We start from the raw sequence: 17,501 nt of genomic DNA, 5'->3' as shown, positions 1-17,501 counted from the left end.
CTTTTAAACTATAAAAATTTATAAGAACTTTAATAAATTCTATTTCACATTTTAAATATATCTCATATTCTGATATGATATATACATATCTAAAATACTAGCAAACAATAGTTATGGAGGTGTCCTTGCATGACACAAGATTTATTGTTCATTACAAAACCTACTGTAACGACAAAAGAGGCAGCCGACTTATTAGGAGTAACAGTACAAACAATTTTAAAGAAAGAAAAAAGCGGATTAATAGAATGTGTATATAAAGATAACTGGAAACAATTCGGTAGTAAGATTTTCTATTTAGAGGATATTGAACGCTTAAAAAATATCGAAGAGATTGAAGGTTATAGTACAAAAGAAGCAGCTGAAATTCTTAATGTAGCACCATCTACTGTCTTTACATATATCAAATCTGGAAAACTACCTGCTTCAAAGATTGAAAAGCGCGGAAAAGAAGTATATATCATTGATAAAGATGACCTTGAAACTTTTCAACTTACTTATGAAAAAACTACATCAAAAGAGCGAAAAACATTCATTACTAAAATTCAAGAAGACGAGATATATTTATATCAATTATTAACACATCAACATACCGGAAAAACAGCTAGAGTAATAGAAATCAATGGAGCAGACGGCAAGATTCTTACAGAAGACGAAGAAATTTTCCCTCTATCCACGTATAAAGAACATGATTACTCCTTTGAACCTTTCCATAAACAAGTTGTAATTACCAAACGAGGATATTTATCTTTTTCATTTAAAAAACCTCAGCTATTTAATTCCATTACTTATAATCTAATAAATTTATTTTACAAAGAGCTAGGTGTCACAAATATGCGATTGAGTATTTCATCTGATACTATTAAATTAGAAATTAAACCTTTCGTATTACATGTTGATCCATTACAGTTTCAAGAAGAGATTAAATACTTACATTCTCATATGAAATCAGGTACGATCCTTCCACATGTAGAAGGAGTTTACTTTAAAAGTAATGTAGAGCCATTAACTTTTCATGCAGATCATGAATTCAAGCAAAAAGTAGTGCAAATGGCAGCGGATACTGGTATGGGACAGGAAGAATTCCTATTGCAAGCTGTAAAATCTTATATGGTAAATTTAGAATAGCAATAAATTTGTTATTAAAATAAAAAAGCGTAGAAATAAATGTACAGAGATAATAAAGTTGTTTAAAAACTCCAATCATGTTATTCCATAATTTGGCCATTTAATGGAATAACGCTTATTGATTTAACCAGGACAGGTTGATTAATAAGAAAAGGAAATGAAATCAATTTTATGGAATTAATTAGGTAATTCATTTTACTGGAGAGATAACTGAATGGCTGAATTGATTTATCATGTTGCAGTTTCACTAGATAACTTTATTGCAGATCAAGGTATGATAGATGGAAATATTAATAATTCTAGCTTTTTATTTGATGGAGATCATGTCCCAGACTTTTTATCAGATATTCATCAATACGAGGCCGTATTGATGGGTGGAAAAACATATGAGTTTGGATTTCAATTCGGTGCTAAACCAGGTGAACCTGGCTATAAGGGTATAAAACATTACATATTTTCCAACTCCATGCAGTTTGAGTCAAACGAAGAGGTTGAACTTATCAAAGGTGATGCTATAGAATTTATTAAGAATCTGAAACAGCAAGGGAACGGTAAAATATGGCTATGTGGAGGCGGAGAATTAGCTGGGTCGTTGATTAAACATAAACTCATTGATCAATTGGTGCTGAAGGTTAATCCAATTATAGTCGGTGAAGGTATTTCTTTATTCGGAAGTGTAAAGCCGCGTCTTAAGTTAAAGTTAGTGGACATGAAACAGTACCCTAGTGGAGTTGTCAAACCGACTTACAATATTATTTATACTTAGGATTATCCTAGAGAACTACTGGCTTTAATTAATTTTCACATAAAATTTCAACCAATTATTCAATAAAAGGGCGCTATTGTTGAATAAAACATAGATTTATAAACGACTCTATTGTTATATCTTTAAGAACAGTGAAGTATCTTATATCGAAAATTAAACAAGCATAACCCCGCTCTAAATTTAGAACGGGGTTATGCTTGTTTTAGGTTTTAAAATTAAATAACTTTATTGTCTTTTTACAATAAAACCTTTCTACACTTTTTTATTACTTAACTAAATCTAATTTCTCTTATTGAAATTTCTAATTACCTTATTCAAAATTAAAAAGAAACAATATATTACACATTTTATTATGAACAAGATTACCATTTAGTTTACCATAATATTATTATGAATAATGTTTTAACTATACAGTCTATATACTATTAATTCTTTATAATAAATCATTTTCTTATTTTAGATTTTCTTGTTTTGGTACGATTTTAATAGATCTCTTACTAATCCGCATAAGCATGCCAAAAGAAAGAAAAATAAAAAATCCGCCAAATAGAGAAAATACAACTGTAGGCTTGAAATGTGCTAATAATAATCCCGAAACAATTGGTCCGACAGCCATTCCCATATATCTAATAAAGTTAAACATTCCCATTGCACTTCCTCTATTATGTTCAAATTCATTTGCAATCATAGTAGCAAATAAAGGAGTGAGGATACCAATTGATATTCCGTGGAGAATTAAAGCAACTGTTACGCCAATTAAAGTATTCGAGTGTGTCACAGCAAATAATATTACGCTTAAAGCTAAGACTATATTTCCAGTTATAAAAAGATTTTTTTGTGAAATTTTTGATTGAATTTTTTTAAAAGTCATACTGCCAATTATTAAACTTATAGCCATTGGTAAGTAAAGTAAACCCACTACCTGTAAACTTAATTGATAATGACCTGTTAATAAAATTGGTAAGTAAACAATGAAGGAGAAATAAAGAAAAAATGCAAAGAAACTTAATATTAATATGGAGCTTCCCACTTTGCTTTTAAATATAGAAACATAGTGAGATATAAGTGTTTTTCCACTAAATTCTTTTTTACTCCCCATACGATCTTCAGGGAAATATAACCAATTAGTAATAAATAGAATTATAGATACTGCTACAAGTAGCCAGAAAACACCTGGGTAATTATATATAGCTCTTGGGTGTTTTTTTGTAATGCTTAGTGAAAATTGAAAAATAATCTTTAATTATGTACATCGTTTTATATTCACTTAGCTCTTTCTGTTTCTTACGTAAGAGGAGTTCTCTCATCTTAAACATTGTCGAAGAAGTTGTTTTTGCCCATCCCCTCGAAGGGATGGGCAAAGAAATCCAAATTTAAAATATGCATTTTAAATCTTCTACAATCGTATTGACATATGTTAGATGTAGATAAATTGTATTTTTGAAAGGAATTAGTTATAAGGGGAAATTATTGCGCTAAGAACAAATCTTGTTTACAAATTTTTTTAAACTGACCCAACTTTACTAGTTGCCGATTTTCTAGTCCAGGGATCTTATTTGAAGAATCTGAGACATCCACAATAATGGTATTAGTTAATACATTAACTACCGAACCAATTAGTGTTACTGACGAATCATGACGATAACTGAATTGTACAGAATCACCAATTTTTACATTTACAGATTTTTTATTCATCAAATAGTTCCTCCTCAATTATATAGGTTGAAAGATATTAGAATTAAAACCCAAAATATATTCCAGAGATTATATATGTAGCTACAACCATAAAAATAGATATTTCAAATGTACCGAAGAAGCAAATTTGTGAGGTAATACAATTATCTATAAACCATTTACAAGTGACATTATATCGTTTATTTAAATTGGTTTTTATAATAATTTTCTTTTTTAGTTAAATATGATAAAATATTCTTGCTGTGATGAGTTTTTAGGTAGCTAATTGTAATCTAGAATCAGCCTTTCTTTTATAATGTATCTGGAAAAGCCCTTACTTACTTGGCGGTGGTGGGGGCTTTTTTATGTCTATTTTTAATGGGTATTTCTTGTGGTTTATAGATCCCTAATTCTTTTGAAATCCGTATACTTCAGTCATAACCCCTTTAGTCAGAAGCCATGTATTCCCTGACTTCTTGACTAACCCTAATTCTACTTAATTTTTTAATTTACCGCGTACACAAGACGATCTCACGGTACCTTTTTCCAATCCCCACTTCTGTTCGGCTTCACTTGCTGTAAAAACATTGAAAAGTGGGGAGTTTAAAAAACTTTTTCTACAGAATTCTTCTTATCGGTCATTATATTCCCCCTCTCCAATCACGAAAACGTGATTTTCTGTATTTCTATACTATCAAGTTTTCGTGATTAATCAATAATATTTCTGAAAATTATTTCTGTTAATTTCGACAAAAAAGCACATAACCTAAATAGATTATGTGCGTAATAAAAATTTTCTTTTTAAGAAATGCTTATATACTTGGAATTGATTAATTAGTTGATTTATTATTGAGTTCTGTAATTATCTGTTTCAGGTACATATATTGTGATACAGCGTACGGAAAAAGGATAAATTCGTGTCTAAACCATATTTTAAAACTATATTATTTTCTTAACTTATTTTTCCTTGAGCAATAAGGACAGCCACTTCCTTTATGTCGGTTGGGGATGTTTCTCATTCATGCTCTTTCTCACAATTCCTTTTTATCGCAACTATATGTAACATCAAAAGGAGTTAATTTCCCATTTTTAGTTTCATGCCATTGTTTAGATAGTTTAGGCTTTCTTATTGCTAAGCTGTTTTCCATAAAGTATTACCTCCTCTTTTTTATATGCTAGGGGTATAGATCATATAATTTATTTACACCTTATAGCTATTTGATATATCTATATGGGGTCACCTACCCCGAAAAGAAAATTTTACGTTTAGACATGAAATTGACACATTTCGATTGGTTCTATGTACGTTAAGGAATTAGTTTGTATATTTGAGGAGATGTAGGAGAGAGGTGTAAACATAGGGGAATCTAATATTTTCCATTCAGATATGATAGAATGGAGCTATATCCGAAATGGAGGAACAAAAAATGAACTCAAACACAAAACAGTTTATTTATGATATCCAGCAAAGAAAGAACAATTATATAGAAAATGTATTAATAGCAATACAACACCCTAAAAAAGAGCAATCTGAACAGGTCATTCAAAATATAGTAGAGAAGATGGATATGATGATTAGTCTAGTTACTACGTACATGAGGATTGAATCTGGATCTACGAAAGAATTAAAAGAACTTCAGAAAGAAATTATCCATGCTCAAGCATATATCCAAAAACGAAAATTTGAAGAAACACAGAGATAAAACCCTGTGTTTTTATTTGATGCTCTATGACGCTAATCTGTTATAAATCAAATTACATGTAATTTGATTATTGTTTTGGCATAATCCATACAATTTGTTGAATGCGTACAATATATGGCACCGTATCTTCAATGAGCAAATGATCTGGTTTCACATCCTTTAACTCTCCCCTTACATTGCCTCTTACAGTTTCAATAACCACATGTTTACCAATTATCGATTGTAATGTCTGATATACGTAGGGATTAGGTACACTTACCATATTTTGTTCACTAAAGTCATTTCCCTCTAAATAACTCATTCTATAAGACTCCTTTCTAACTTACATTCTTTCTCTTAATATATGATGTAAATCTTTTAAATATACTAGAAGGATAATTCATTATAGGAACGAAACTAACATTTTAATAAGGTTCCCTTTGCTAGTTAATAGGTGATGATATAGGGATATTTTGAATGTACATTCAGGTTGTACTTTTCAAAATATGTATTATTTTAAATATGCCCTTTATTAGCATACTGCTCATACTTTTTTTGAGATTCTTTCGTAATACGTGCGTTAAGTAAAATCGCTACCAACAAAAACACTCCATATTTCCCCCCTGTAGCTCCTATGATAATCACACTACCACAAACAAGTACAATTAATAGGAGAAACGAAACTAAAGAAATACGTTCATAGTTCTTTGACATCTTCTCATATTTTATGCGTTGTTTCCTTGCATACATCTAAATTCCTCCTTAAAATTATCAATTTTCCTATAAAATAAATCTCGCCCTTAAAAAGAAAACAATCTATCGGTTCAAATAATTAGTTTTTTTAAGTAACTAATTTATATAACATAAAAAGAAATCCTACCAATATTAAGCTTACCACTATGATAATCCCGACCCTCTCCTTCCTTTTAACCCCAATACATTAGATAAAAGTTATGTATATCCCATATTAGCTGCAGCAAACAAAAAGGATCATCCCTTTTCGTAAAGGATCATCCTTTTCTTCATTCAACAATTTTTAGGTATTCTTGATTAATTAAAATAACAGCCGGTCCATCTACAACAATTCCACCAACTTCAATTTTTTCATAAGGCTCAATCTTAATAGAAGTAATCCCTTTCCGCTTCTTTAACTCGTTACTTAATTCTTGCGTTGGCATGCGTTTCATATCTTCACTCCTTCTTATTGTTTCATTTAATCTTATTATGTGAAATAAATTGTAAAAATGGGTTCTAGTTCTAGAACTCCCATCAATTTGTATCGTTGACCATATATTTAGATGTTACCAACTCGCGTATCTCTCTTATGAAAAGAAGATAAACAATTACTATTCACTGTCTCAGTAAATGTAAAAATTCTTAAAGATAGAGATGAGATTGATTGTTTTTTCTTCTAGAAATAATGACTTAGATATATATACCTAAAACAATGAAAGCCCTACCTCTCTTTCATCCTTACGGCTCCTTGTCCGTGCCAGTGTGAATCAGGATTGCAAAAATCAAGTGACTATTTGATCGAGTTATTTAATGAAACTTCGAACGTTCGTAAAAGAAATTTAAAAATAAAAATGGATTAGATTGAAGTAATAACAAAAGAGGTTTCTACTCTAAAAGTGAGTTGAAGAAGTTGAATGTCTTTGAAATGATTTACTTTTAATAATCATCATATTCCCGAAAAATTCAGGATATTTCCGGGAGATGTAATACATTATCTATAATGAACCTTAACAGAAACTTTTTATTTGATTTTCAGTGATACCTTTAATTAATCCTAGTTCACTAATCAAAAATTCATGTGCGTTATCCAACATTTTTTTGTCGCTTGTATTCAGTGCTTTTTCTTTCTTCATACGCATTAAATCACGTACAACTTCAGCACCTTCTTGTATTTCACCCGTTTTTATTTTGTCCGTGTTCACTTTATGCCTTTGTTTCCACGGCAGTAATCTATCTGATTCTCCATGCTGAAAAATATGTATAATGTGTTTTAATGCAAGTATATCAGTAACTGGTCGTATACTCGAACTCAATATTTTTCCCGTAGGAATCATTACTTGCATATTACGGATTGACATTTTTATCACATAATACTGTTGTTTTTTCCCTGAGAATTCTTTTTCTTCTATGGCTTCAATTATACCTGCTCCGTGCATTGGATAAACAATGTTATCGCCAATTTGAAACATATAATCCACCTCCATATATGGTAACCTTCTTAACCTTAACATATATTTGATTTTTTATCAAATATTTTATAATATCATAAAATCATTTTTGTCGTCAATAACATTTTTAACAAAAATTAAATTAAGTAGAAAACACCCCCAAAACAATAGGGAGTGTGTCAGATTTCCCATAAAGGGCATGGGAATGTCCTCGCTTATATTCTGAAATCTCTACTCATTAACGTAGATCAGCTTTCCCTTGAAAACGACCAAATCGATCCCGTATTTTTTTCAATCTTGTGTGGTATTCCAAAATCTCAATTCTTGCTTTTTCAGCTAAAGGTGCAATTGGTCGTAAGTCTTTTAACCCCCAATAATCAACTACTACATCAAGTACTTGATCAAAATATTGTAGTGGTCCATAGTTCGCTTCTTTTGCAATTACAGCCATTCTATTTTCAAAATCAGGCATGACGGCACCTGGCATTTTAAAATTCTTAATCACATTGGCAATATGATAGCAATAATTAGGTTCTAATTCCAAATGTGTTCGAATGACGTCTCGATAAAACGCATAATGAAGAGTCTCATCTTTGGCAAGACGGCGTAATAATGTAGCAAGATCTGGATCGTGCTTACTTGCAACCTTAGCTACATTATTGTAAAACACCATCGTTGCAAGTTCTTGTAGGGTCGTATATGTCATTGCTTCGATTGGTGTGTGAAAATCAGGTTCAAATCCACCCTCAACGACTGACTTTCTTAATTCATGTATTCGTTTAGGATTCACACTTCGAGTGAGTAGTAAATATGTCTCCAATAAATTCGAATGTTGATCCTCTTCTGAGGTCCAGGTATGAATAAAGTCTGTAATAACAGAAAGGGATCCTTTAAAAGTTGCAGATAAATACGTTGTAAACCATGGTAAATTCACTTCTGTTAATAAAGCTGTTTCAATAGCCGTAATTACGCCAGAAGGAAGAGTAACTTGACTTTCATCCCAAGGAACTCTTTTAAAGTCCATTCCCTTATCCCATGGTAAAAACTCATGATAACCCCAGTCTATCTTCTGCGCTCTTATTTTATGTTGTTCATACAGTTCTTTTAAACGTGGTTCTAATCGGAAATCTAAATCATTTGTTAGCATATATAAGTGCCCCCTTTTCTTATCATAGATAGTCATCCTATTTTTACATTCATTTTTATCCTTAAAAATTTTCTACAAATAAATATTACTTTCCTTTTTTTAAGTCCAACATAATAAATTTGTAAAAAAACTCCTTAAGAGCGCTATGTTTTTATATGATTTTTTCATATAAAAAGGGATACTGAGGATAACATTCATGGATGAACATACTCGTCATGTTGTAAATCTTGGTGAGTGTAAAAAGGTGCATGCCTATATAGAATCGTTTTATAATAAAGATTGATAGTATTTTATACACACTATCAACTTATTTAGATGTAAGATCAAATTTATTAGATTAAGCGCTTGAAAAACAAGTACAGTTGATGAGATAGCCTTAAACGACAATTCCCAACAAGAACAATGTACATTGACTATGATAATTTAGACCGAATTTTGTGAAACAGTATACAACACAAAGGGAAGAGGCGATAAACATGCAGTCAACGGAAGCGCATATGAAGGAAAAACAACGTAGAGAAAAAATAGAAATTATATTTAGTCACATGGTAAAAGGAGAGAGTTATTTTCACGGCTCTTCCTATCAATGGAAAAACATTGTATATCAAAATTATAATAGAATACAAAAAAAAGAGTTGGAAGTTGAACAACTCATTTCGAAAATGGAAAAAGCAGGGGTTCGTTTTACGCAGCACCGTTCACTCATACACTATCCCGTCATTGATTTTGTAAAATATATAGCTAAGATTTATAAGGAGCCCCTCGAAATACAATAATCATATTTAAAATAAACCTTTATAAAAGGTTTATTTTCGAAGATTTTTAACTAAAACCCCAAAAAAATAATCGTAATATTCTTTTTATTCACAATATTATCGATTTTTGTTATAATATCAACCATAACGTATTATATTCGCTTGTATATCTTCATATTTTGGGAATTTTATTACACAAAAAGACAACTCTTAATTGGAGTTGTCTTTTATTTTTTTCGATATACATAATACTATTCTGATGCAAAAACTTCAAGATTCTTACAACCAGAGAAAAAGTAGGATTTCTCATAGTAGCGATGCTACTTTATTTCCTCATATTCCTTCATTATTTTATAAAACATGTTTTTCTTTAGCTCCAACATTTGCATAAACATGATAGCTGTTATTTCTCCACTTTTCCATGTAGAATAAGTTTCTACTATTATATGCATTTGTTGTTTGCTTAGGGTTGAAAGGTTTACCTGAGGACGTCCTAAATGTTTCCCTTGAGATTTAGCTACAGCAATTCCCTCCGCTTGTCTCTGATGAATTTTTTTACGTTCTTGATCTGCAACATAAGATAGCAAAGATAAAAATTGATCTTCCATCAACCGACCCATGTCACCCATTTCACGGAACTTACGGCTATCGAATAAAGTTTCATTTTCTAACAGGGGTATGTATAGCAATGGAACAGGATAAAACAACAAGCATTAGCGGACATCAAGTCATTCAAAATAGCTATTTTATGTCCACTAATATACGAAATAACCCTTAAAATGAATGTCCGCTAGTGTTTGCTGCGTGATTTTGTTCCATTGCTACACATACCCCATATACGGCAATGATTATCATAAAGAAATAGTGAGCTTAATGTCTTTTCTTTACCTTGACATTTATTACAAAAAATGTTATTATTAAAATTAATTATTTTTGTTCGGTGTAACGGATTTGTAACTTTTCACCTTTATGATCACTGAGAGCAAGGATAGTATTACATTGTGTGTGTTTACACACTAGGAGGCAATACAAATGGAAAAAGGTAATGTAAAATGGTTTAATGGCGAAAAAGGCTTCGGATTCATCGAACGTGAAGGTGGAGACGATGTATTCGTTCATTTCTCAGCGATTCAAGGCGAAGGTTACAAAACTTTAGAAGAAGGTCAAGCAGTGACTTTTGATTTGGAGCAAGGTCAACGTGGACCTCAAGCTTCAAACGTACGTAAAGCTGCTTAATTTTACAAAGTGGGGAAGGCAGGCTCTTTTATGGGAGTCTGCTTTTCTTTTTTCTGTGAAACAACCCCCCCCACTCGTAAAGGACATGAAAACAGTAAATCAAATGGTTAACCAAGTCTAGCATATAATTACGGATTATCCTAATTTAATTTTTGAGCTACTCAACTTCTAAGCCTTTTTTCTAGCATAAAAGTACCCCCTAAATGAAAATTCTCTTTCTCTACAGTTAGTTATCTTGAGAAATCAGCTCATTTTTTTTGTTTTTTGGGTGTATACATTTCTTAAATTGATGGACATGTATGGTGAGGCCTTATACAGGATTTTTAATCAAACTTTTTACAAACAGTACAACTTACTTTAAAATCACACTAATATAAATTAAAAGTAAACTGTCTAAAAAAGGGAAAATATTTTAAGGAGTTGATGTTTAAAGGACTAAATAAAAAACTTTGCGATATTTTTCGCAAAGTTTTTGTAATAATACATATTACAATAGTAATTTTCGTATTTCTTCTGTACTTAGACCTGTGAATTTCGCAATGTCTTCTAATGGCATACCATTTTTATGCATACCACGAATTAATTGAATTTTCCCTTTCTCAATACCTTTTTCAATGCCTTCCTCTAAGCCATCTTCTCGAGCATGTGCTAACTTAGCTTGCTCATCTAGAAGTAACTTTTCACGAGCTTCATAAGCTGTTCGGAAAGAAGAGTCATGGCTCATATTTTCCCACTTATTCATCGCTTTTTGTAAAATTGGATCTTGATTCATTGCAATCTCCTCCAATGTTTGAGTTAAATGTTCATCTTCATGTGCTGATAATAGTAACATCCAGCGAACAAATACATTTTCCCATGGATTTACTTTTTCTTCATGCCATTGTTTGACCAATTTTGGAATTTCTACAAAATGAATTTCAATATCATCACTTAGTATCTGTTTCTTTTTGGGATTCCATAATTGTCCTACGGTATGAAATGAATCATCCTGCGAGAATAATATAAAATCTAATAAGTTAATGGTAATTGTTTTGCGTAGCGAACGATACGGCATCCCTTCTTGCATTTGGGACGTATAGAGTTTACTCCAGTAATATAAAGATCGCTTGACCATATCATGTGTATTTCGAAGCTGTATCTCTATATTCACTTGCGTGCCATTGTCTAATGTTGCTAATAAGTCTAATATGGATAACTTATCATCTTCATAAGATTTATGAAGATGTGGATCTTCTAGTTGTAGAGATACAATAGGTACATCTAAAGATTCTTCTAGGATAGCGTTTAGAAATCCAGTTAAAATCTCTTCGTTCCGAATAACTGTTTAAAAGCGAAATCAATACGTAAATTTACTAATTTTGTGGACATGGGTTTCCTCTCCCTGTCTTTCTATTCTTCTTACTATTTTATAATGTAATTCTTTATATAAGCAAATTCATCTTTTTCAGTTTATTTATTTTTTCGTATGTATCGGTAAAGCGTAGCCTGACTAATACCTGTCATGTTTACAATTTCTTGTATGCTATATTCTTTAGAATCATATAACTTTAATGCCCTTTGAATGAAGCTATCCTTAACACGAGGACGTCCACCGACTCTCCCCCTCGCTCTTGCACTTTCAAGTCCCTCTTGAGTACGTTGAGAAATTAAGTCTCTTTCAAACTGGCTGAATGCTTGAAATACTGTTAACATCAATTTCCCTTGAGGTGTATTAGTATCAAATTGCTCTTTGATACTAATTAGCTTAACTCCCTTATTCTCAAAAAAATCAACAAGTTCAATTAAATCTTTGGTACTTCTTCCTAATCTAGAAAAGCTTTCAACAACTAATGTATCACCTGGTCTAATTTTATCTTTTAATCGAGTAAGCTCTGGACGATCACTTTTCGTACCTGTTATTTTTTCAGTTAAAATTTCAGTACAGTTATAATTTTGAAGCATGTCTAGTTGACGAATCAAATCTTGTTGTTGAGTACTTACCCTTGCGTAGCCATAAATGTATGAATTCATGAAATCACCTAACCTTTACAAGATAATTTTATCATAAAGGGGGGGTAAAGTTAATATGATTTTGATAATAGTTTTGATAACGTAGTTAAGCGATTTGTAAAGATTAAATTTTGTTCGTTTTATGATTATCAAAAACCATCGTTTTTGAAACAATTATAAATAATAAATCTAATAATTATGTACTTTGTAATAGGTAAGAGTTTATGATAAAAATAGGAAATATCCAAAAAAACACACGAGGGGCGTTGATTAAGATTTTTTTTAAAGACTTTAACTACAAAAATGAAGGTGATTATTTATATCCAGTTGAGTATTATCAATTTCGCCAAGCAAGCACACATAATACATTCAAAGTTGAACTATTATGTTTTGATGATCGTTATGATTTCCATTTAACAATTGATAATGAAGCTATCCCTTCAAAGTATAGACTTGTAACAAGCATCTCCTTTGAAATTTATGAAGAATTTGGATTTGAGCCTTATGATTTTAGTTCTAAACACGCTACTCTACAAAGGGCAATTGATATGGCAAGTGCAATTGCAAAGAAATATTGTGAAAATCCAATTAATCAATAATAAGTAAAGACCGGATATTATATCCGGTCTTTTTTGTATTTGCTGTATGTTAAGATGATTTTTCTGTTAAATTATCACAATTATTACTGCGTATTTTAAATTTGAGGTTAAGGACTCAAATTTAAAAGAAAAAGAGAACCCAAATGGATTCTCTTTTTCTTGGCATATTTACAACATGGAGAATACTGAGACAACTCTTTCAAAACTTTATTAGGGGAAAGTTTTAAAAAACGTCCTTATAACAACACTTACATAAATGTAATATATAGTAAATTGATAGAATTAAGATTTATTATTCCTAATTTTAAATAAATTTAATCCCCGCCATACTAATTTGGTTAGATATCCAGTACTTCATGAAACATTAATAGAAATTGAAATTACTCTTCGTCTATCTTGTATTCATTAATATATTAACAATTGGATGTATCTGTTCATGACATACCTGATATGTTTTCACTGTTCCTTGATTAATACTTCTCACAATACGAGCTCTTTTCAATTTTGCAAGGTGTTGAGAAGTAGTGGCTTGGGGAATTTTCAACATATGATATAGTTCGGTCACAGTACAACCATCTCTTCGTATCAGTTCCTGAAGTAATTGAAGTCGGACAGGGTGTGCAATATTTCTAAGTACATCCGCTTGTTCTTCATATATATGAAAATCATTCATTTTGGTTTATCCTCCATATTTTTTCTCTTTCCTTTTAAATGTCTCTGCATATTTTTGAAATGTTGTTCTTTTTTTGCCATTAAAATATCCCTTCAAGTATAGTGTAACATTCCACATTAAGAATGTAGTCTTTTTACACTGTCTACTTAAAAGGGATAATACCAACTAATATTACCTTACTTGCACCAGCTTTAAGCAATAAATTTCTCACGGTTTCAAATGATAACTTTTAGTATGTACATTATAATTATTTTTTATGAAAACCTTGTGTAATTCGATCTAATATAATTGCAATTACTACAATAGCAAGGCCTGCTTCAAAGCCCATACCTATATTAACTTGTGTAACCGACCGATAAACGTCTACGCCAAGACCTGGTGCACCGACAAGAGATGCAGTGACAACCATTGATAGAGAAAGCATAATACTCTGATTTACACCAGCCATGATTGTTCCAGTTGCAAGTGGAAGCTGTACTTTGAATAGTTTCTGTGACGATGTTGAACCAAAGGCATTAGCTGCTTCAATTAAATCTTCTGGTACTTGCCTAATCCCTAACTCAGTAAAGCGAATAGTAGGTGGCATTGCAAAAATAACAGATGCAATAATACCTGGTACTACTCCAACACCAAAGAATGTAATTGCCGGAATAAGATAAACAAATGCAGGCATTGTTTGCATAAAATCAAGAGTTGGTTTTAAAAATTTAGAAAACCTTTCGTTCTGAGATGCCAAAATCCCAATTGGTATACCTATAATGATAGAGATAATAACAGACGTCAAGACAAGCGCTAGTGTTTGCATGGTCTGTTCCCAATAGTTAACGTTAAGGATAAACAGAAATCCAATTAAAGAAAATACTATAAGTGAAATTTTACGGGAGGTGTACCAAACTAATAGGCATGTGATTGCAATAAAAATAATGGCTGGGATAAATATTAATAGATTTGTTAATAAATCAACAAATCCTCCGATAATAAAAGAAAATCCTTTGAAAAACCCTTCGAAATGCTGATACAAACTTGTAACAAGTGTATCAACCCATTCTCCTAAAGGAATCCGTGGAATACTATTCATTATCATTCACCTCTTCCTCTATATTTCCTGCTAAAGCTTGAATAATACTTTCACGCTTTATTATCCCTCGTAATCTATGTTTATCATCTAGAACAGGAAGAGGTAACTTTGCCTTAACCATTTTTATATACATTTCTTCTAATAGAGTATCTAAATAAACTGGAGGAATGTCTGTTACTAATAAATCCGCTATCGGAACCTGTCTTTTAACAGCTTTACTAGCATTATCAGCAGTTAAGACACCTAAAAACTCATGTTTCTTATTCACTACATATACGCTAGAAACACTAGCATTTTTCATGATTTGGAGTGCAACACGTGGACCGCGATCAATTAATAAGGTTTCCGGTCTTTTCATAATGGATTCAGAGGTTAAAACTTTTCCTAAATTTACATCAGCAACAAATTGCTCTACAAATTCATTTGCAGGGCTCACCATAATTTCTTCTGGTGTTCCAATTTGAACAATTTCTCCGTCTTTCATTAAAGCAATACGATCACCAATTCGGAGTGCTTCATCTAGATCGTGTGTAATAAAAATAATCGTTTTTTTCATTTTATCTTGCAGTTCTAATAATTCATTTTGCATTTCTTTTCGAATAATCGGATCTAACGCACTAAATGATTCATCCATCAGTAGGACATCTGGATTATTTGTTAGTGCTCTTGCGATACCAACACGCTGCTGCATACCACCGCTAAGTTGTTCCGGATAACTGTCTTTATTATTTTCTAGACCTACTAATTTTAGAGATTCTAACGCTTTTGTTTCTCGTTCTTCTTTTGATACTTTTTGTATTTCTAAACCATATGCAACATTTTGTAAAACCGTTCGATGAGGGAATAAGGCGAATTTTTGAAATACCATACTCATTTTGTTTCTTCTTACTTTTCGAAGAGATTCTTTTCCCATTGTTGCGATATCTTCACCATCAATATATATATGGCCAGAAGTCGGTTTGATTAACTGATTTAACATGCGAACAAGTGTAGATTTCCCACTACCGGATAATCCCATAATGACAAATATTTCACCAGCATAAACATCGAATTTTGCCTGGTTCACGCCAATATTCATACCAGTTTCTTTTAATATATCAGCTTTGCTTTTTCCCTCTTCTAGTAAAGCGATTCCTTTAGAAGGATTCTTTCCAAATACTTTTGTAACGTTTTCAACACGTAATTTCGTTTCTTTCATTCTGTCACTCCTTTTCTTTGACTCTATACAAATACTGTAACTATTTTTAAACCAAATAGTACATTACAATCGTTCATCAAAGACTTTTTTTTATTTTTTTGTTAAGCTATTAATAGTTAGTTTATATTATTGATAGTTATAATTATAAAATATTTATTTATAATTATAAAGTATTTAGCTTTACTGAAATAATTTTCTGCGTTAATTAAAGAAGAAATATCTAATCATAGAGACTAGGAGGAGCTTGATGAAGAAAAAAATATGGCTTCTGTGCATACTATTATTAATTAGCATAATTACTACTTCTTGTAGTGGCGTGAACAGTAATGCAAAGGGAAAAATTAAAATTGGTGTAACGAGTTGGAAAGAAAACATAGCTACAGCAAATATGTGGAAAGTATTACTTGAGCAAAAAGGTTATAAAGTTGAATTATTATATTTAGAAAAGGCAGCCGTTTGGACCGGGGTAGCACGAGGAGATGTGGACGCCAACTTAGAGGTCTGGCTACCAATTACTGATAAGCCATTATATGAAAAATATAAAGATGATGTTGTAATAAAGTCAGCGTGGTATAAAGGTACTGGTCTTGGTTTAGTTGTTCCTTCATACATGACAGATATCAATAGTATTGAGGATTTGAATGCAAATAAAGATAAATTTAACAACAAAATCATTGGTATTGAACCTGGTAGCAGTTTAATGGGCTTAACAGATAAGGCGATACACAAATATGGGATAGGGCTAAATCTTGTTCAATCTTCAGAAGCCGCTATGATGAGTGAATTAAAAAAAGCATATAGTCAAAAGAAACCCATTGCAGTAACATTATGGAATCCACATTGGGCTTTTTCAGAGTTTGATCTTAAATATTTAAAAGATCCTAAAAAGGTGTATGGAGAAAAAGATGATATTTATTACTCTGTTCGTAAAGGATTTGAAAAAGATTATCCAGAGCTTATAAAGTATTTTGCTAACTGGAACATGACCGATGAGCAACTCGGAACGTTGATGACCATGATTAATGAGTCGAATGATCCTGAACAGGCCGCTGAAAAATGGATAAAAAAGAATAAAAAATTAGTAGATGCATGGATGAAAAAGTAATCATTTATGGGGTACGGCAACCATTCCATCTTTTTGGAACCACTCATAAATACAAAGAAAGAGAAGTGATGTTTTCATATAATCATTTCTCTTTCTTTTGATTAGCCTGCCTTTTCAGTTGGAGGAAGCGATATTCCCGAATGTATCTATGCCATTTATTTCCCGCGTAGTTCAGATAATACAATAAATATCCCCATGCAATTGTTGCAGTTCAAACTTTTGTATCCCACTACGTCTAGATAAAGATGCAATGACTCACGTTGATTTCCAAAGTGAGAAACCTTTATATCA

18 protein-coding genes and 4 pseudogenes are annotated in these 17,501 nt (G+C 31.5%); 7 read left to right on the top strand and 15 right to left on the bottom strand.

Annotation, left to right across the window (positions count from 1 at the left end):
- Positions 1-129 precede the first annotated feature (129 nt).
- Together ACU8YW_RS27710 and ACU8YW_RS27705 are read left to right on the top strand one after the other, a co-directional pair.
- Complete coding sequence (locus ACU8YW_RS27710) at positions 130-1,125, top strand: helix-turn-helix domain-containing protein (protein ID WP_426934543.1); 996 nt, start codon at positions 130-132, stop codon at positions 1,123-1,125.
- Between the two features lie 214 nt (positions 1,126-1,339).
- Positions 1,340-1,891, top strand: a complete 552-nt coding sequence (locus ACU8YW_RS27705) for a dihydrofolate reductase family protein (RefSeq protein ID WP_426934544.1) — start codon at positions 1,340-1,342, stop codon at positions 1,889-1,891.
- A 451-nt stretch (positions 1,892-2,342) separates the two neighbouring features.
- Here ACU8YW_RS27705 and ACU8YW_RS27700 read toward each other — a convergent pair whose 3' ends face one another.
- The 4 genes and pseudogenes from ACU8YW_RS27700 to ACU8YW_RS27685 form a co-directional block, all read right to left on the bottom strand.
- Positions 2,343-3,080 (bottom strand): MFS transporter, encoded by a 738-nt coding sequence (locus ACU8YW_RS27700; RefSeq protein WP_446894146.1) that lies wholly within the window; start codon positions 3,078-3,080, stop codon positions 2,343-2,345.
- Positions 3,080-3,216, bottom strand: a pseudogene (locus ACU8YW_RS27695) (IS4 family transposase); the annotation flags it as partial. The pseudogene ACU8YW_RS27695 and the gene ACU8YW_RS27700, both read right to left, overlap by 1 nt.
- A gap of 142 nt (positions 3,217-3,358) precedes the next feature.
- Positions 3,359-3,586, bottom strand: a complete 228-nt coding sequence (locus ACU8YW_RS27690; protein ID WP_223698861.1) for a methyltransferase — start codon at positions 3,584-3,586, stop codon at positions 3,359-3,361.
- 1,010 nt (positions 3,587-4,596) lie between these two features.
- Positions 4,597-4,713: a zinc-ribbon domain-containing protein gene (locus tag ACU8YW_RS27685; RefSeq protein ID WP_239661424.1), complete on the bottom strand. Its 117-nt coding sequence runs from the start codon at positions 4,711-4,713 to the stop codon at positions 4,597-4,599.
- Positions 4,714-4,992: 279 nt separating this feature from the next.
- On the opposite strand from ACU8YW_RS27685, the gene ACU8YW_RS27680 reads away from it, so the two are divergent.
- Positions 4,993-5,268 (top strand): hypothetical protein, encoded by a 276-nt coding sequence (locus ACU8YW_RS27680; protein WP_426934545.1) that lies wholly within the window; start codon positions 4,993-4,995, stop codon positions 5,266-5,268.
- A gap of 67 nt (positions 5,269-5,335) precedes the next feature.
- On the opposite strand, the gene ACU8YW_RS27675 is transcribed toward ACU8YW_RS27680, so the two are convergent.
- The 5 genes from ACU8YW_RS27675 to ACU8YW_RS27655 form a co-directional block, all read right to left on the bottom strand.
- Positions 5,336-5,569, bottom strand: coding sequence for a YuzF family protein (locus ACU8YW_RS27675; RefSeq protein ID WP_097816285.1), 234 nt, complete (start codon positions 5,567-5,569; stop codon positions 5,336-5,338).
- A 194-nt stretch (positions 5,570-5,763) separates the two neighbouring features.
- Complete coding sequence (locus tag ACU8YW_RS27670) at positions 5,764-5,997, bottom strand: hypothetical protein (RefSeq protein ID WP_426934546.1); 234 nt, start codon at positions 5,995-5,997, stop codon at positions 5,764-5,766.
- Between the two features lie 272 nt (positions 5,998-6,269).
- Positions 6,270-6,434 (bottom strand): BC1881 family protein, encoded by a 165-nt coding sequence (locus ACU8YW_RS27665; protein ID WP_000827566.1) that lies wholly within the window; start codon positions 6,432-6,434, stop codon positions 6,270-6,272.
- A 555-nt stretch (positions 6,435-6,989) separates the two neighbouring features.
- Complete coding sequence (locus tag ACU8YW_RS27660; protein ID WP_000486309.1) at positions 6,990-7,451, bottom strand: CarD family transcriptional regulator; 462 nt, start codon at positions 7,449-7,451, stop codon at positions 6,990-6,992.
- 217 nt (positions 7,452-7,668) lie between these two features.
- Positions 7,669-8,577, bottom strand: coding sequence for an acyl-ACP desaturase (locus ACU8YW_RS27655; protein WP_044784726.1), 909 nt, complete (start codon positions 8,575-8,577; stop codon positions 7,669-7,671).
- 476 nt (positions 8,578-9,053) lie between these two features.
- On the opposite strand from ACU8YW_RS27655, the gene ACU8YW_RS27650 reads away from it, so the two are divergent.
- The gene (locus tag ACU8YW_RS27650) at positions 9,054-9,353 is read left to right on the top strand and encodes a hypothetical protein (RefSeq protein ID WP_222655919.1); all 300 of its coding nucleotides are present in this window, start codon (positions 9,054-9,056) and stop codon (positions 9,351-9,353) included.
- 299 nt (positions 9,354-9,652) lie between these two features.
- Here the strand turns inward: ACU8YW_RS27650 and ACU8YW_RS27645 are convergent.
- A pseudogene (locus ACU8YW_RS27645) lies at positions 9,653-10,012 on the bottom strand (recombinase family protein); the annotation flags it as partial.
- A gap of 352 nt (positions 10,013-10,364) precedes the next feature.
- Here ACU8YW_RS27645 and ACU8YW_RS27640 point away from each other — a divergent pair.
- Entirely contained in the window at positions 10,365-10,568 is a 204-nt protein-coding gene (locus ACU8YW_RS27640; RefSeq protein ID WP_044784723.1) for a cold-shock protein, read from the top strand.
- Between the two features lie 487 nt (positions 10,569-11,055).
- Here ACU8YW_RS27640 and ACU8YW_RS27635 read toward each other — a convergent pair.
- Both ACU8YW_RS27635 and ACU8YW_RS27630 read right to left on the bottom strand, forming a co-directional pair.
- Positions 11,056-11,936: pseudogene (locus tag ACU8YW_RS27635) on the bottom strand (Rpn family recombination-promoting nuclease/putative transposase).
- 84 nt (positions 11,937-12,020) lie between these two features.
- A pseudogene (locus tag ACU8YW_RS27630) lies at positions 12,021-12,578 on the bottom strand (recombinase family protein); the annotation flags it as partial.
- A gap of 203 nt (positions 12,579-12,781) precedes the next feature.
- Between ACU8YW_RS27630 and ACU8YW_RS27625 the strand changes: the two are divergent.
- A complete protein-coding gene (locus ACU8YW_RS27625; protein ID WP_426934547.1) occupies positions 12,782-13,156 on the top strand; it encodes a hypothetical protein in 375 nt (124 codons plus the stop codon).
- Positions 13,157-13,547: 391 nt separating this feature from the next.
- On the opposite strand, the gene ACU8YW_RS27620 is transcribed toward ACU8YW_RS27625, so the two are convergent.
- The 3 genes from ACU8YW_RS27620 to ACU8YW_RS27610 form a co-directional block, all read right to left on the bottom strand.
- Positions 13,548-13,829, bottom strand: coding sequence for an ArsR/SmtB family transcription factor (locus ACU8YW_RS27620; protein WP_426934548.1), 282 nt, complete (start codon positions 13,827-13,829; stop codon positions 13,548-13,550).
- 247 nt (positions 13,830-14,076) lie between these two features.
- Complete coding sequence (locus ACU8YW_RS27615; protein WP_103945648.1) at positions 14,077-14,907, bottom strand: ABC transporter permease; 831 nt, start codon at positions 14,905-14,907, stop codon at positions 14,077-14,079.
- Positions 14,900-16,105, bottom strand: coding sequence for a quaternary amine ABC transporter ATP-binding protein (locus ACU8YW_RS27610; protein WP_426934549.1), 1,206 nt, complete (start codon positions 16,103-16,105; stop codon positions 14,900-14,902). Before ACU8YW_RS27610 ends, ACU8YW_RS27615 begins: the two co-directional genes overlap by 8 nt.
- Positions 16,106-16,352: 247 nt before the next feature.
- On the opposite strand from ACU8YW_RS27610, the gene ACU8YW_RS27605 reads away from it, so the two are divergent.
- Positions 16,353-17,210 carry a glycine betaine ABC transporter substrate-binding protein gene (locus ACU8YW_RS27605; RefSeq protein ID WP_426934550.1) on the top strand — a complete coding sequence of 286 codons (858 nt, stop codon included), beginning with the start codon at positions 16,353-16,355 and terminating at the stop codon, positions 17,208-17,210.
- Positions 17,211-17,501: the final 291 nt, after the last annotated feature.

Source organism: Bacillus pretiosus (genome assembly GCF_052947655.1).
This window is presented reverse-complemented; position numbering and strand designations above follow the sequence as displayed.

What these genes read in the sequence shown, in the direction of transcription:
- ACU8YW_RS27710 (WP_426934543.1), top strand. Translation starts at nt 130, where the DNA reads ATGACACAAGATTTATTGTTCATTACAAAACCTACTGTAACGACAAAA.
- ACU8YW_RS27705 (WP_426934544.1), top strand. Translation starts at nt 1,340, where the DNA reads ATGGCTGAATTGATTTATCATGTTGCAGTTTCACTAGATAACTTTATT.
- ACU8YW_RS27690 (WP_223698861.1), bottom strand. Translation starts at nt 3,586, where the DNA reads ATGAATAAAAAATCTGTAAATGTAAAAATTGGTGATTCTGTACAATTC.
- ACU8YW_RS27685 (WP_239661424.1), bottom strand. Translation starts at nt 4,713, where the DNA reads ATGGAAAACAGCTTAGCAATAAGAAAGCCTAAACTATCTAAACAATGG.
- ACU8YW_RS27680 (WP_426934545.1), top strand. Translation starts at nt 4,993, where the DNA reads ATGAACTCAAACACAAAACAGTTTATTTATGATATCCAGCAAAGAAAG.
- ACU8YW_RS27675 (WP_097816285.1), bottom strand. Translation starts at nt 5,569, where the DNA reads ATGAGTTATTTAGAGGGAAATGACTTTAGTGAACAAAATATGGTAAGT.
- ACU8YW_RS27670 (WP_426934546.1), bottom strand. Translation starts at nt 5,997, where the DNA reads ATGTATGCAAGGAAACAACGCATAAAATATGAGAAGATGTCAAAGAAC.
- ACU8YW_RS27665 (WP_000827566.1), bottom strand. Translation starts at nt 6,434, where the DNA reads ATGAAACGCATGCCAACGCAAGAATTAAGTAACGAGTTAAAGAAGCGG.
- ACU8YW_RS27660 (WP_000486309.1), bottom strand. Translation starts at nt 7,451, where the DNA reads ATGTTTCAAATTGGCGATAACATTGTTTATCCAATGCACGGAGCAGGT.
- ACU8YW_RS27655 (WP_044784726.1), bottom strand. Translation starts at nt 8,577, where the DNA reads ATGCTAACAAATGATTTAGATTTCCGATTAGAACCACGTTTAAAAGAA.
- ACU8YW_RS27650 (WP_222655919.1), top strand. Translation starts at nt 9,054, where the DNA reads ATGCAGTCAACGGAAGCGCATATGAAGGAAAAACAACGTAGAGAAAAA.
- ACU8YW_RS27640 (WP_044784723.1), top strand. Translation starts at nt 10,365, where the DNA reads ATGGAAAAAGGTAATGTAAAATGGTTTAATGGCGAAAAAGGCTTCGGA.
- ACU8YW_RS27625 (WP_426934547.1), top strand. Translation starts at nt 12,782, where the DNA reads ATGATAAAAATAGGAAATATCCAAAAAAACACACGAGGGGCGTTGATT.
- ACU8YW_RS27620 (WP_426934548.1), bottom strand. Translation starts at nt 13,829, where the DNA reads ATGAATGATTTTCATATATATGAAGAACAAGCGGATGTACTTAGAAAT.
- ACU8YW_RS27615 (WP_103945648.1), bottom strand. Translation starts at nt 14,907, where the DNA reads ATGAATAGTATTCCACGGATTCCTTTAGGAGAATGGGTTGATACACTT.
- ACU8YW_RS27610 (WP_426934549.1), bottom strand. Translation starts at nt 16,105, where the DNA reads ATGAAAGAAACGAAATTACGTGTTGAAAACGTTACAAAAGTATTTGGA.
- ACU8YW_RS27605 (WP_426934550.1), top strand. Translation starts at nt 16,353, where the DNA reads ATGAAGAAAAAAATATGGCTTCTGTGCATACTATTATTAATTAGCATA.